Source organism: Rhodobacter lacus (genome assembly GCF_042683065.1).
Taxonomy (GTDB): Bacteria; Pseudomonadota; Alphaproteobacteria; order Rhodobacterales; family Rhodobacteraceae; genus Rhodobacter; species Rhodobacter lacus.
This window is the reverse complement of the sequence record NZ_JBHUIX010000005.1, coordinates 337,945-351,794: the sequence shown is the minus strand read 5'-3', so window position 1 is coordinate 351,794 and position 13,850 is coordinate 337,945. Positions and strand designations below refer to the sequence as shown.

The following is a 13,850-nucleotide window of genomic DNA, read 5'->3' as shown; positions in this document are numbered from 1 at the left end:
CCTATGCCTTTCCGCGACATCGCTCATTCCGGGCTTTGGCCCGACCGGAAAGGAAGACCCATGCCGCATCTGATGCGCCCCACCGCCGTCACCCTTGCACTTTTGGCCTGCACAGCCCCCGCTTTGGCCGAAGACGCGGGCGTGACCGAGCTTGACGCCATCACCGTCACCGTCACCGCCGCCTCCGAGCCCCTGCGGCTGAGCCAGACCGGCGCTTCCGTCACGGTGCTTACCGCGCCCGATCTGGAGGCCGCGCCGCTCTCTTTTGCGAGCCTGCTCGCCACCGCGCCGGGCCTTTCGCTCAGCGCGAACGGGGGCCTCGGCACGCAGACCGCGCTGCGCGTGCGCGGCCTGCCCGCCTATTACCTCGGCACCCGGATCGACGGGCTTGATGTGACCGACCCTTCTTCCACGCAGCTTTCCTACAACTTCGGTCCGCTGCTCACGACCGGCCTCTCTCGGGTGGAGATCCTGCGCGGTGCGCAATCGGCGCTTTACGGCTCCGAGGCCGCGGCGGGGGTGGTCGATGTCACCACCTGGCGGCCGGAGACGGAGGGCCGGTCCGGGGCTCTGGCCGTGGAGGCCGGAACCTACGGCACCTATGCGGGCACGGCCTCGGTCGGCTACCGGGACGCGCGCACCGAGCTTGCGCTCAGCTTTGGCCGCGCGGTGAGCGAGGGCTTTTCCGCCCATGCCGCAGGCCGCGAAAAAGATGGCTTCCGCGGCAGCCAGATCAGCGCCTCCGCGCGGCACGCGCTGAGCGAAACGCTCACATTGGGGGCCACGGTGCTGGCGCAGGACAGCTTGACCGATTTTGACGCGAGCACGGGCGATGCCGACAACTGGACCGACAGCCAGCTGCGCGGCGCGCGTGTCTTTGCCGAGCTCACCACCGGCACGGTGCGGCATGAACTTTCCTATGCCCGGGTCGATGTGCGCCGCGATGTGTATGAATATGCGAGCCACACCTATTTTGACGCCACCCGCGAGACCCTCGCCTATGACGGGCGTTGGGATGCGGGCGGCCCGTTCCGGCTGAGCTGGGGCGCGGCGCACAAGACGGAGGATTTCTCCGTCGCATCCGCATGGTCGACCACGGTAGGCGACATCACCACCGATGCGGTTTACGCCGAGGCGCTCTGGGCCCCGCGCGATGATCTCGATCTCGCGCTCGCGTTGCGCCATGATGACCACGAAATGTTCGGGGCCGAAACCACCGCGCGGCTTGCGCTCGCATGGCGCCCGGATGCAGACTGGATCTTGCGCGCCGTGGCCGCCAAAGGCTTCCGCGCGCCCTCGCCCTATGAGCTTTGGAGCAGCTACGGCAACCCCGGCTTCCAACCCGAAGAAAGCCGCAGTTTCGAGCTTGGCGCCGAGCGGGTCTTTGCCGCGGGGAGCCTGCGGGCGACGGTCTTTGACACCAAGGTTGAGGATCAGATCCTGTTCGACAGCAACACCTTCCTTTACTATCAGGTGGATGGCTCCAGCCGCTCAAAAGGGCTGGAGCTTGCGGGCACGATGGATCTGGCCCGCGGCTGGTCGCTTTTTGGCGCCTATACCTACACCGATGCCACCGTCGATGATGGCGCCGATACGCGCCCGGCGGCGCGCGCGCCCCGCCACAACCTGACGCTTGGTGCCGAGGGGCCACTGGCAGACCGGCTCTCGGCGCGGCTGAGCCTCACCCATGTTGCCGATCTGCGCGACGAATATGTGGATTATGCGAGCTTCCCCTATGCCACGACGCAGGTGAAGCTTGACGATTACACCCTTGCCAACCTCGCGCTGCGGTATGAGCTGACCGAAACCGCGCAGGCGTGGCTGCGCATCGAGAACCTGTTTGACACCGACTATCAGACCGCGCGCAATTATGCCCAGCCGGGCCGCGTGGTCTCGCTCGGCGTCGGGCTGCGGTTCTGAGCCGATGCGGCCCTGCGAGAACAAGAGCCGCCGCCGCGCCCGCTGCCTCTTGGGGCTGGCGGTGGCCCTCTTCTTTGCGGGGCCGGGGCTCGCCGCGCCGCAGCGCGTGGTCTCGATCAACCTGTGCACCGATCAGATGGCGCTGATGCTCGCCGCGCCGGGGCAATTGCGCACGCTCACCCGGCTCGCGCAAGACCCGGCAAGCTCGGTGATGGCGGCGCGCGCACGCAGCTACAAAGCCAATCACGCCCGTGCCGAGGAGATCTATCTCGACAAGCCCGATCTGGTGCTGGCCGGGCGCTACACGGCGCCCGCCACCGTGGCGATGCTGCGCGGCCTCGGGCTCCGGGTCGAGACTTTCGCCCCCGCCGAAAGCTTTGCCGATCTGCGCGCGAGCCTTTTGCGCATGGGCGCGCTTTTGGGGCGCGAGGCGGAGGCGGCGCGGGTGGAGCGCCGGTTTGCCGCGCGGCTCGCACAGCTTGATCGGAACGCGCCCGCAACGCGCCCGGTTGCGGCCACATGGTCGGCGCATGGCTATATGGCGGGGGGCGAGAGCCTGACGGGCGAGATCATCACCGCGGCGGGCTTCACGCCGCTTGCGCAGATCCTTGGCCGGGCCGCGGGCGGCTTCGTGCCGCTGGAGGCTCTGGTGATGGCGGACCCGGATCTGGTCATTCTCTCGCGCGCCGACCCGGCGCCCGCGCAATCAGAGGCGGTGCTTGATCATCCGGCCTTGACGCGCCTCACCGGCCGCGCCGCGGTGATGCAGGATCGAGACTGGGTCTGCGGTCTGCCCGCGGTGCTGGGCGCGGTGGAGCGGCTGACGCAAGAGCGCCCGGCTGCAAACCACCGCGCTGCGAGGGCCGACGAATGAGACTTGCGCGGCTTTCCCTTCTGCTTGGCGCCCTCGTTGGCGGGCTTTTTGTCGCCTCGCTGCTCACCGGCGTGGCCGCGGTTGACCCCGTCACGGCGCTGCGCGCGCTGCTCACCGGCGGCGAGGGGCCGGTGGGGATTGTGATGCGCGAGATCCGTCTGCCGCGCGCAATTCTGGCGGCGATGGTGGGGGCGTCGCTCGGTCTTTCGGGGGCGGCGCTGCAGGGGCTTTTGCGCAACCCGATGGCGGAGCCGGGGGTGATCGGCATTTCTGCCGCGGCGGGGCTTGGCGCGGTGCTCGCGCTCCACTCCGGCTTGGCCGCGGCCTTTGCCTTCGCCCTGCCCGCTGCGGCGCTTGCAGGCGCGCTGATGGGAGTGGGGGCGATCCTGTTTCTGGCCGGGGCGGGCGGCGGCACGCTGGCGCTGATCCTCGCCGGGGTTGCGCTTTCGGCGCTGTGCTCGGCGGTGACGGCGCTGGTGTTGAACCTCTCTCCCAACCCGTTTGCGGCGCAGGATATCGTGTTCTGGATGATGGGATCGCTTGCCGATGTCTCCTTTTCGCATGTTTTGCTGGCGGCGCCGCTGATGGCGGTGGGGGGCGTGCTTTTGTGGCGCGCGGGGCCGGGGCTTGAGGCGCTGACCCTGGGCGAGGAGGCGGCCGCCTCGATGGGGGTGAGCCTTGCCCGGCTCCGGCTTTCGGTCGTGCTCGGCACCGCCGCAGCGGTCGGGGCTGCGACGGCGGTGGCGGGCACGGTGGGCTTTGTCGGCCTTGTCGTGCCGCATGTGCTGCGCCCGCTTGTGGGGGCGCATCCGGCGCGGCTTCTGCCCGCGTCGGCGCTGGGTGGGGCGGCGCTGGTGCTGGCCGCCGATATTGCCGTGCGGCTGGTGCTGCCGGGGCAGGATCTCAAGCTCGGTGTCCTGCTTGCGCTTGTGGGCGCGCCGGTCTTTTTGCATCTGATCTGGCGCTTGCGGGGCACGCCATGACGGCGCTGGTGCTGGAGCATCTAAGCGTTGCCCGCGGCGCGCAGCAGCCGCTGCAAGACGCTTGCCTCCGCGTAGACCCCGGCGAATGTGTGGGCCTCATCGGCCCCAATGGCGCGGGAAAATCAACGCTTTTGCGCGCGGCGCTCGGCCTTTTGCCGGCTGCCGGGCGCTCCTCATTGGCCGCGCTCTCGCCCGCTGCGCGCGCGCGCGCCGCAGCCTTCCTGCCGCAGGGCCGCGAGATCGCCTGGCCGATGCCGGTGATCGACCTTGTCGCACTGGCGCAGGGCGGGCGGCGCGATGCCCCCGAGGTGGCCGCGGCGATGGCGCGGATGGATGTCACGGCCCTTGGCCCTCGCCCCGCCACCGCGCTTTCGGGGGGCGAGCAGGCGCGGGTGCTGATCGCGCGGGCGCTGGCGCAAAACACCCCCCTGCTGCTTGCCGACGAGCCGATTGCCGGGCTCGACCCCGCGCATCAAATCGCCTGCATGCGGCTCTTTGCCGATCTGGCCGCGGAGGGGCGCTCGGTGGTGGTGGCGCTGCATGACCTTGCGCTTGCGGCACGCCATTGCACCCGGATCGTGGTGCTCTCGGGCGGGCGGATCGTGGCCGATGGCGCGCCGCGCGCGGTGCTCACGGCGGCGCTGCTTGAGACGGTTTTCGGCATCCGGTGCCATCTGGACGAGATCGAGGGCGCGCCGGTGGTGGTGCCGCTCGCACCGGTGCCGCGCGCGAAGGCTTGAGGCGGCGGGCACTGGAAACTTGTCCGATGGGGCGCTAACAGGGCGCGTCGCGCATTCCGGCGCGCCCGTTGAGGAGACCCGGATCATGTCCCGCCATGCCGCCCGTCTGGTCAAATTCGGTTTCGAGCCGCGCCAACTCTCTTACGCCGGGCGCACTGCGCTCGCCGCTTGCGCCGCGCTGAGCCTCGCGTGGTGGGCCGGGCTCGAACATCCGCAATGGGCGGCGATGACGGTCTGGGCGGCCTCGCAACCCACGCGCGGGCAATTGCTCGAAAAAGGGTTTTTTCGAATTGCGGGCACGATCAGCGGCTCCGTGGCCGGGGTCTTGCTGGTGCTGGCCGGGGCGATTTCGCCTTGGCTTCTTGTCACGGGCCTCGCGCTTTGGGTGGCGGCCTGCACCGGCATCGGCAACCTGCAACGCGGCTATGTCTCTTATGGCACGGTGCTGGCGGGCTATACTGCGGCGATGGTGGCGCTTTTGGATGCAAGCCATCCCGAACAGGTTCTGGGCCTTGGCGCCGATCGGCTGGCAACGGTGCTGACCGGGGTGCTGGTGGCGATGCTCTTTGGCTATGTGTTCGCCCCGCCAACCGCCAACCCGGAATTGCGGCGGCGCACCGCCGGGCTGATTGCCGATAGTCTCGAGGTGCTGGCGGCGCGCTTGCAGGGGGAGACGACGCGGCCCGGTCAAGGCGGCGTGTTTCTGGCCGAGATCGCCGGGATCGAGGAGGCGCTTGAGCCGCAGGCGGCGGGGTCGATCCGCTCGCGCCGGGTGGTGCGCTCGACACGGGCGCTTCTGGGCGAGGGGCTCTCGCTGGTGCTCTGGCTGCGCCGCCACCGCGACGAGGCCACAGCGCCCGATTTGTCTGCGCCGCTTGCGGCGGCGGTTGCGGCCTTGCGCGCGGGCGAAGCGGTGCATGCGCGCACCGAACTGGCGGCCGCCGCGGCGGCACTCGGGGGCGCGGAGCCGCGGCTGAAGCAGATCCTGACCGATCTCGGCGCGGCCCTCCTTGCCTGGCATGATCCGGGCCGCGCCGCGACCGAGCGGCCCTTGCCCGTGGTGGTCTCGCGCGACTGGATCGGCGCGCGCGAGGCAAGCCTTCGGGCCGGCGGCGCGATCTTGCTTTTCGGTGCGGTCTGGCAATTGACACAATGGCAGGCCGGGCCGTTCCTGCTGCTCGGCCTGTCGATCATGATCTCGCTGTTCTCCACCTTCGAGAACCCGCGCGCGATGATGCGCAACGTGTTCTGGGGCTCGCTGTTCGGAGCGCTGGGGGCGCTGGCCTGTCGCTGGCTTGTCTGGCCATGGGCGGCGGCGGACTGGCAACTGATCGCATTGTGCTTCCCCTTCATCCTGTTTGGGCCATTTCTGGTCGGGCATCGGCGCACCACGGCGATGAGCTTCGATTACAACATGACGCTGATGCTGATGCTGCAGCCGGCATGGCCGCTTGCGGGCGCTTTCGGCGCGTCGCTGGAGGTTGGGCTTGCAATCCTTGCGGCGCCGCTCGCGGCCTATCTGGCCTATCGGCTGATTTATCCGGCGGGGTTGCGGCGACGGCAACGCATGCAGCTTGTGATGATGCTGCACGATCTTGCCGCGCTTGCGGGCGATGACCGCGCGCTTGCGCATCGACCGGTTTGGCGGGCGCGGCTCTATCATCGTTGCTTGCGGCTGGTGCGGCTGTCGCAAAAGGCTGTGCGGAGCGAGGATTGGGGCGCGCGCGTCGGCTTTGCCATGATGGATCTGGGGCATGCGGTGCTGCGGGCCAAGGAATTGCAGCGCACGCCGGGGCTTGATGCCACGCAGGCGCGCGTGCTCGCGGGGTTCATGGCGCGGATCGGGCAGCTTCCAGAGCGGCCGGAGCGCTGCCTTGCGGCGCTCGAACGTCTGGCGCGGCGGATGGCTCCGCAGGACCGCCGCCCGTTTCGGCGTGCCGCCGATGAGCTGGCGCTCTTGATCGAAGAGATCTCCGACATCGGCGCGCAGCGGCCTGTGGCGGGGCAGAGCTGAGCGAAGCCCTTCTGCCACAGGCTCTTTGACGTCACGGGCGGGCCCAGTTCGGATATAGACCTTGATGCACCTGCGTGGCTAAATGACGCGGGACGATGGCTGCGCACCCGGGAAGGGGCGGGACGGGCAGGCACATCGGCGGGACGGCAACCGAAAAGGGAAAGCTGCATGAAGGCTATTTCTGTCGCGGCGCGGCGGGGCGCGGTTGCACTGCGCGTTGCGGCGCTCATTGCGGGGGGGATCAGCGCGCTGCCCGGAAGCGCTGTGGCCGAGGTCCCCAACGCGGAATTTTGCCGCCAATACGCCGCCAATACCGCCAGCGTTGTTGGCGCCGGGCTGCGTTACAACCCGAGCTGCCTCGATGAGGGGCGCGGCGTGCATGACGATTACCAGATGCATTACAACTGGTGCATGCGCAATTCTGCCGAAACCGTGCGCGGGGCCGAGGCGCATATTCGCGACCTCGTTTTCGAATGCACGAGTGGGGCGGTGGGCGGCCAACCCGCGATGGCGCCGCCGGTGTTCGCGCCGCCGGCACAGATCCCCGGCGCGGCGCCAGGGCTCACCGGGCAGAGCTTTGCGATGCCGATGCAGACCCCGGTTCCCGTTCCGCTGCCGATCCCGGTGCCCGTGCCGATCCCGGTGCCGGCGGCCCCGGGCGGCGGGCAGCCCTATGTGATCTATGGCACCTGCTCGTTGCAGGTCGATGGCCAGATGTTGGTGAACCTGCAGGGCACCTGCCCGATCTGGATGGCCAATGATGGCACGGGCGGGTTCTGGGTCAATGCCGATCGCAACAGCTATCTGGGCGATTACTTTGCGCAACTGGAGCCCTCGGGCAACGGCTTCGCCTCCGGGCACTGGAACGGTGCGCGCGGCGCCACCCATGCGCAGGGCTGGCTTGGAGATGACTTCCGCATGGGCTCCGGCGGCTGCTGGTCGAACGCGCGCGCCACGATCTGCGCCGCGCGCTGAGCCTGCCGTAAGGTCGGGGCGCGGCGGTTAGCGCGCCGCGGCCTGCAGCGCTTTGGGCGTGATATACCCCGCCACCGTCTCGGCACTCGGCACGGGGCCGCGGATCACCCCTTGATCGACAATCCACTCCGCCTCGGCGCGGATCAGGGTGGTCAGGCTCGGATCAAGGGCAAGCCCGATCTCCACATCGCGCCAGAGCGCGGCGACCTGCTCGGCACGGATCGTCCCGCCCATGGCCTTTGAAACCACGCTTTGCGCGGCGACCGGATCGGCCTTCAAATCCGCCTCGGCGCGGGCCAGGGCCCCCAGAAAGGCGCTGATCCGCGCGGTTTCGGCCTGTTCGGGCGTGGTGACGAGGATATAATGCACCGCATAGCCGCCCGGACGCAGCTCGCGATACGCCTCCCCGAGCGTTGCCGCGGCAGCGGCATAAAAGCTCGGGAAGGGCGCGATGGCCTCAACATCGCCGCGCGCCAGCGCGGGAACGAGATCTGCGGGGGCCGCCGAGACGATCTCGGCGCTGACCCCTGCCTGACCAAGCGCCCGGTCGAGGAAATAATGCACATTGGTGCCGATCGTGGTGCCGATCCGCCGCCCCTGCAGGTCTTCCATCCGCGTCAGTGGCCCGGCAGTGGCCGTGCCGATGATGCGCGAGCCGGAATAGCGGGCGAGATCGGCGATGATGGCAAAGCGCTGCCCGGTCAAAATGCCCGTCGCGGCGGGAAATTCCGCCATGAAGGCCAGATCGGCTTGACCGCCCAGAAGCGCCTCGAACGCCTCGCGCCCGGAGGCGAAGGGCACGATCTCCACCTCAAGCCCGGCCGCCGCGAAATAGCCCGCTGCCCGGGCGAGCTCGATCTGGGGCGCCTGCGGTGTCGGGCTCCAAGCGAAGGTGAGGGGCTCGGCCTGAACCGCGGCGCTGCCAAGAAAGAGCCCAAGCCCGAGGGCGGCGAGGCGGGGCAGCAGGGTCATGGCAGGCTCCTTTCAGGGGCGGGCGCGGCATCGGCGGGCGCGTCGAGGGGCGCGCTGAAGGGGTGCAGCCGGGCAAGGATATCTTCGCGGAGCGCGAGCAGCGCGCCCCCATCCTGCGTCAGGCGGCGCGGGCGCGGCTGCGGCAGCAGATATTCTCCGATCAGCCGCCCCGGCGCCGCACTCATCAAGAGCACCCGGTCCGCCAGCAGCAACGCTTCATCGACATCGTGGGTGACGAGGAGCACGGTGGCGCTGTGGCGCGCCCAGACCGCGAGCATAAGCTCCTGCATGCCGCGCCGGGTCTGGGCATCGAGCGCGGCGAAGGGTTCATCCAGAAGCAGCACCTCCGGGGCGCAGGCAAAGGTTCGGGCAATTGCCACACGTTGCCTCATGCCGCCGGAGAGCTGCTGCGGAAACTTTCGCGCATGCGCCCCAAGCCCGACCTCGTCCAGTGCGGCGCGGGCGCGGGCGATCTCTTCGGCGCGCGAGAGGGGGAACCGGCGCAGCGCAAAGCGCACATTGCCGAGCGCGGTAAACCACGGAAACAGCGCATAATGCTGGAAGATCACGCCGATCCGCGCAGAGGGGCCGGTGACCGGCGCCCCATCGAGCAAGATCCTGCCCGAGGTTGGCGCGACAAAGCCCGCAATCGCATTGAGCAGGCTCGACTTGCCACAGCCCGAGGGGCCGATCACCGCGGTGAAGCTGCCCGGTGCAAGGTGCAGCCGCGGGAGCGCAAGCGCGTGAACCTGCCCCTTCCGGGCCGGATAGGTGATGGTGACATCCTCGATGCGCAGATCCCCCGGCCCGGTCATCGCTTACTCCCGATGCCAGTGCACGAGGCGCCGCCCGATCCGCCCGAGGATCAGATCCGCGGTGGCGCCAAGCCCGCCCAGAAGGATCAACAGCGCAAAGATCCGGTCGGTGCGGATGTATTGGCGCGCTTCCTGCAGCCGGAAGCCGAGCCCCGCGGAAGCGCCCGACAGTTCGGCGGCAACGAGGCTGAGGAAGGCGAGCGCGATGCCGAGCCGCAGCCCCGCGAGGATATGGGGGGCGGCGGCGGGGATGATCACGGTGAGAAACTCGCGGCGCCGCGAGGCGCCAAGCGCGCGCGCCGCGCGCAGGTAGATCTCGGGCACGAATTCCATGCCGTGATGGGTGTTGAACCAGACGGTGAGAAAGACGGTGTAGCCGATGACAAACTGTTTGGAGCCTTCGCCGATGCCGAACCAGACAATCGCCAGCGGCACGAGCGCAATCGCCGGGATCGGGCGCAAAAGCATCAGGGGCGGGCCAAGGAGCCAGCGCAGCACCGCCACGCGCCCGGACAAAAGCCCGAGCGCGATGCCGAGGCTGGCCCCGAGCGCAAAGCCCGTTGCCGCGCGGCGGAGCGATACCGCCAGATCCTGCGCGAGAAGGCCGCTGTCCCACATTTCGCGCGCGGCGGCCCAGACAGCCCACGGCGCAGGCAAAATCGTCTCTGGCAGCGCCTGTGCAAGAGCCGCCAGCGCCCAGAGCGTGAGCGCCAGCGCAAAGGCGAAGAGCGGCCCGCTGAACCCGGCCGTGAGCCGCATCAGCTGCGCGGCGCGGGAAAGGGTCTCGTTCAAAGCCATGACACCTGCCTGCCGGTCGTCGAGGGGCGGCGACTGTGCAACTCAAGGTAGTTCTGCCGCCCGGCTCTTGGCAACTGCCCATATGGTCAAAAAGCGGCCTGCGGGCCTCATTTTGCCGCCGCGCCGCCTGATCCGCCCCCGCGTCGGGGAGCGTTTTGACTGCTTCGGAACCGTTTGATCTCTTTGGCCCTTGCTTGAAGACACCGAAAACGGTTTGATGATGGTCAGGCAGGGCGGGGCCCTTCCGAACGGAGTGTGACGCCGCGGCGTTCCCCATTCGCAAGGGCGCAGGAGGCGCCACGCCGGATCGGAGCGAATATGGATCACCCCGAGAGCGATCAACCAGAGCGTGATCGTGGCGCAAAACCGGGCAGGCGACGGGCGACGGTGGTTGATGTGGCACGGCTTGCGGGCGTGTCGGCGGGCACGGTCTCGAATGCGATCAACGGCAAGCGCCGGGTCGACCCGGAAACGCGCGCGCGGGTCGAGGCGGCGATTGATGCGCTGGCCTATCGGCCCAACATCGCGGCGCGCGGCATTCGCACCGGGCGGGCCAATACGATTGCGCTGGTCTCCTCGATGGCGGCGGGGGTGGCGGCGGGGCCCTCCCGGCTGGGGTTTTTGATGGAAATCGCCGGGGCGGCGGCCCTTGCTGCGCTGGAGCGCAATGTTGCGCTTGTGCTGGTGCCGCCGATCCCCGACCCGGAGACAGCGCTGCGCGCGGTGCCGCTTGATGGCGCGCTGTTGGTGGAGCCCGCGCGCAATGACCCGTTCTTGCCGTTTCTGGCCGTGCGCGGCATTCCGACAGTGTCGATCGGGGCGGCTTACGGGGTGGTGTCGGCGCAGGTGGACCTCAATTACGACAAGACGGTCGATCTGCTCATGGACCATCTGATCGAGACCGGTGCGCGCGATTTTCCGCTGCTGATCGGCACCAGTGCGCGGCGCTATTACGAGGTGTTCGAGGCGCGGTATCGGGCGCGGGCGGCGCAGATCGGCATGGTGCCGCAGGTGTTGCGGATCGACGAACGGCTGGGGGAGCAAGCGGCGGCGCAGGTGGTGGCGCGGCATCTGCGCACGCGGCCCGGGCTCGATGGTGTGCTGGCGCCGGTCGATGCGCTGGCAACGGGCGCGATGATGGCGCTGCGCGAGGCGCGCAAGGCGGTGCCGGCGGAGGTCCGGGTGGTGACCCGGTATGACGGGCTGCGCGCGCGCTCCGAAACGCCTCAGCTCACCGCCGTCGATTTGCATCTGGAGACTGTGGCGCGCACCGCCGCGATTGCGCTTCTGGAGCTGATCGAGGGGCGGTCGGTGGCGCCCATTCTGCCCGGACCGATGCCGCAACTTGTGATGCGTGCCTCTTCTCGGCGCAACTGAGGTGGTGCTGCGCGCGCGGTGGGATCGCGCGCTTGACTTCGCGCTGCGCGCGCGCCCTGATACGGCGGCTCCCAGTGGGAAGGCCCGGTGTCAGCGCATCGGATGGGGGGCCGGGGGAGGGGGCATGAAGCAACAGGGCTGGCAGATCCGGGTGCGCGGGCAGGTGCAGGGGGTGGGCTTTCGTCCCTTCGTCTGGCAGCTCGCGCAGGCGCGCGGCTTGCGCGGAACCGTGTGCAACGATGCCGAGGGGGTGCTGATCCGCTTTCTCGGCGATCCGGGCGATCTGGTCACGGCGCTGCGGACAGAGGCGCCGCCGCTCGCGCGCGTGGATGCGGTCGAGCTGTCGGTCGCCGTGTTCGAGGCGCCCCCGAAAGGCTTCGAGATCGCGGTATCGGGCGGGCCGGGGGCGCAGACGCGCGTGACCCCGGATGCCGCGACCTGCCCGGACTGCCTGTCCGAGGTCCACGACTTCGGCCGCCGGCAGGGCTATGCCTTCACCAATTGCACCCATTGCGGGCCGCGCTTCACCATTCTTGAGAGCCTGCCCTATGACCGCGCGCGCACCACGATGGCGCCTTTCGAGATGTGCCCGTCCTGCCGCGCCGAATATGAAGACCCGCACGACCGGCGTTTTCATGCCCAGCCCATCGCCTGCCCCGTTTGCGGGCCGCGGCTCTGGCTTGAAGTCGGGGGCGCAGAGGTGCCCGGCGATGCGATCGCTCTGGCCGCGGCGCGGCTGAAGGCCGGAGAAATCGTTGCAATCAAGGGGCTTGGCGGCTTCCATCTGGCCTGTGATGCGACCAATCGCTTTGCCGTTTCCGAATTGCGCGCCCGCAAGGGCCGCCCCTCCAAACCGCTCGCGCTGATGGCGCGGGAGGCGGATCTGGAGAAGATCGTCACGGTCTCCGCCGCCGCGCTGGCGGCGCTGCGGGAGCCATCGGCGCCGATCGTGTTGATGCCCTCGCGCGGTGCTTTGCCGGCAAGCGTTGCGCCGGGCATGGTCGAGCTGGGCGTGATGTTGCCTTACACGCCGCTCCATCACCTGCTGATCGAGGCGTTCGGCGGTGTGCTGGTGATGACCTCGGGCAATCTCTCCGGCGAGCCGCAGGTGATCGACAATGCCGAGGCGCGTGAAAAGCTCGCCCCCTTTGCCGAGGCCTTCGTGATGCATGACCGCGCCATCGCGCGGCGGCTCGATGACTCGGTGGTGCGGGCCGATCCGCCTGCCGTGCTGCGCCGGGCGCGCGGGCAGGTGCCCGGCACGCTGCCGCTGCCGCCGGGGTTCGAGCGTGCGCCGGAAGTGCTGGCCTGCGGCGGGCAGATGAAGGCCGCCCAATGCCTGATCAAGAACGGGCAGGCGCTCCTTGGTCATCATCTGGGCGAGCTTGACGATGCGCTCACATGGGAAGCCTATCTCAAGGCCGATGCGGATTATGCCGCGCTCTTTGATCACCATCCAAAGGCCGTCGCCGTTGATCTGCACCCCGATTTTCGTGCCACGCGCCATGGCGGCGAGCGGGCGGCACGGGAGGGGCTCAAGCTCGTTGCCGTGCAGCACCATCACGCCCATCTCGCGGCCTGCCTGGGCGAGAATCTCTGGCCGCTCGATGGTGGCAAAGTGGTCGGGATCGTGCTCGACGGGCTCGGCCTTGGCCCCGATGGCGCGGTGTGGGGCGGCGAGGTGTTGCTGGGCGATTACAAAGGGTTCCGGCGTCACGCATGGCTGAAGCCCGCGGCGCTGATCGGCGGAGACCGGGCGCAGATGGAGCCTTGGCGCAATGCGCTGGTGCGGCTCGATGCGGCGGGGCTTGGCGCTTTGGCAAATGGCCTCTTTCCGGCCGCGCCGCGCGACATTGCCCGCCAGATGGCGGCCAAAGGGGTCAATGCGCCGCTCTCTTCGAGTGCCGGGCGGCTTTTTGATGCGGTGGCGGCCTGCCTTGGGCTTTGCGCGGTGAAGCAAAGCTACGAGGGCGAGGCGGCGATGCGGCTTGAGGCGCTCGCGCGCAGGGCCAAGGCCGCGCCGGAGGTGCATCTGGAGGACGATGGCGCCGAGATCGACCCCGCGCCGCTCTTTCGCGCGATTGCGCGCGGCAGCGATCCGGCGGGGCTGGCGCTTGCCGCCCATGTGGCGCTTGCCGAGGCGTTTGCGGCGCGCGCGCGCGCGCTCGTCGAGAGCGGTGCGGCACATGCCGTGGCCCTCACCGGCGGGGTGTTTCAAAACGCGCTTCTGGCGCGCCTGACGGTTGAAAAACTCGATGGCTGCCGCGTGCTCCAACACCGCAAGATTCCGGCAAATGACGGCTCGCTCGCCTTTGGTCAGGCGCTCGTGGCAGCGGCAAAATTGGAAAGATTGTAATCACATTGGAAAGTGAATCGGTTAAA

General features: G+C 69.0%; 11 protein-coding genes. 8 read left to right on the top strand and 3 right to left on the bottom strand.

The genetic code is table 11. The features are described 5' to 3' along the window. The first annotated feature begins 60 nt into the window (after positions 1-60). From ACFSM0_RS06750 to ACFSM0_RS06725, 6 genes are all read left to right on the top strand, one after another. On the top strand, positions 61-1,920 hold the full coding sequence (locus tag ACFSM0_RS06750; protein WP_377388575.1) for a TonB-dependent receptor plug domain-containing protein: 1,860 nt from the start codon (positions 61-63) through the stop codon (positions 1,918-1,920). A gap of 61 nt (positions 1,921-1,981) precedes the next feature. After that, positions 1,982-2,794: an ABC transporter substrate-binding protein gene (locus ACFSM0_RS06745; RefSeq protein ID WP_377388573.1), complete on the top strand. Its 813-nt coding sequence runs from the start codon at positions 1,982-1,984 to the stop codon at positions 2,792-2,794. Next, positions 2,791-3,777, top strand: coding sequence for a FecCD family ABC transporter permease (locus tag ACFSM0_RS06740; RefSeq protein ID WP_377388571.1), 987 nt, complete (start codon positions 2,791-2,793; stop codon positions 3,775-3,777). Before ACFSM0_RS06745 ends, ACFSM0_RS06740 begins: the two co-directional genes overlap by 4 nt. Beyond that, complete coding sequence (locus ACFSM0_RS06735) at positions 3,774-4,517, top strand: ABC transporter ATP-binding protein (protein ID WP_377388569.1); 744 nt, start codon at positions 3,774-3,776, stop codon at positions 4,515-4,517. The genes ACFSM0_RS06740 and ACFSM0_RS06735 overlap by 4 nt, the downstream gene beginning before the upstream one ends. An 85-nt stretch (positions 4,518-4,602) precedes the next feature. Beyond that, complete coding sequence (locus ACFSM0_RS06730; protein WP_377388567.1) at positions 4,603-6,531, top strand: FUSC family protein; 1,929 nt, start codon at positions 4,603-4,605, stop codon at positions 6,529-6,531. 168 nt (positions 6,532-6,699) lie between these two features. After that, positions 6,700-7,506, top strand: coding sequence for a hypothetical protein (locus tag ACFSM0_RS06725; RefSeq protein ID WP_377388565.1), 807 nt, complete (start codon positions 6,700-6,702; stop codon positions 7,504-7,506). Between the two features lie 27 nt (positions 7,507-7,533). On the opposite strand, the gene ACFSM0_RS06720 is transcribed toward ACFSM0_RS06725, so the two are convergent. Genes ACFSM0_RS06720 through ACFSM0_RS06710 form a run of 3 tightly spaced genes read right to left on the bottom strand, consistent with a single transcriptional unit; the run spans position 7,534 to position 10,091 of the window. After that, on the bottom strand, positions 7,534-8,478 hold the full coding sequence (locus tag ACFSM0_RS06720) for an ABC transporter substrate-binding protein (protein ID WP_377388563.1): 945 nt from the start codon (positions 8,476-8,478) through the stop codon (positions 7,534-7,536). Further along, on the bottom strand, positions 8,475-9,293 hold the full coding sequence (locus tag ACFSM0_RS06715; protein WP_377388561.1) for an ABC transporter ATP-binding protein: 819 nt from the start codon (positions 9,291-9,293) through the stop codon (positions 8,475-8,477). The genes ACFSM0_RS06720 and ACFSM0_RS06715 overlap by 4 nt, the downstream gene beginning before the upstream one ends. A 3-nt stretch (positions 9,294-9,296) precedes the next feature. Further along, positions 9,297-10,091 carry an ABC transporter permease gene (locus tag ACFSM0_RS06710; protein ID WP_377388559.1) on the bottom strand — a complete coding sequence of 265 codons (795 nt, stop codon included), beginning with the start codon at positions 10,089-10,091 and terminating at the stop codon, positions 9,297-9,299. A gap of 318 nt (positions 10,092-10,409) precedes the next feature. Between ACFSM0_RS06710 and ACFSM0_RS06705 the strand changes: the two genes are divergently transcribed. Both ACFSM0_RS06705 and hypF read left to right on the top strand, forming a co-directional pair. Continuing rightward, positions 10,410-11,468, top strand: a complete 1,059-nt coding sequence (locus ACFSM0_RS06705) for a LacI family DNA-binding transcriptional regulator (RefSeq protein ID WP_377388557.1) — start codon at positions 10,410-10,412, stop codon at positions 11,466-11,468. A gap of 124 nt (positions 11,469-11,592) precedes the next feature. Beyond that, positions 11,593-13,824, top strand: a complete 2,232-nt coding sequence (hypF, locus tag ACFSM0_RS06700) for a carbamoyltransferase HypF (protein ID WP_377388555.1) — start codon at positions 11,593-11,595, stop codon at positions 13,822-13,824. Positions 13,825-13,850: the final 26 nt, after the last annotated feature.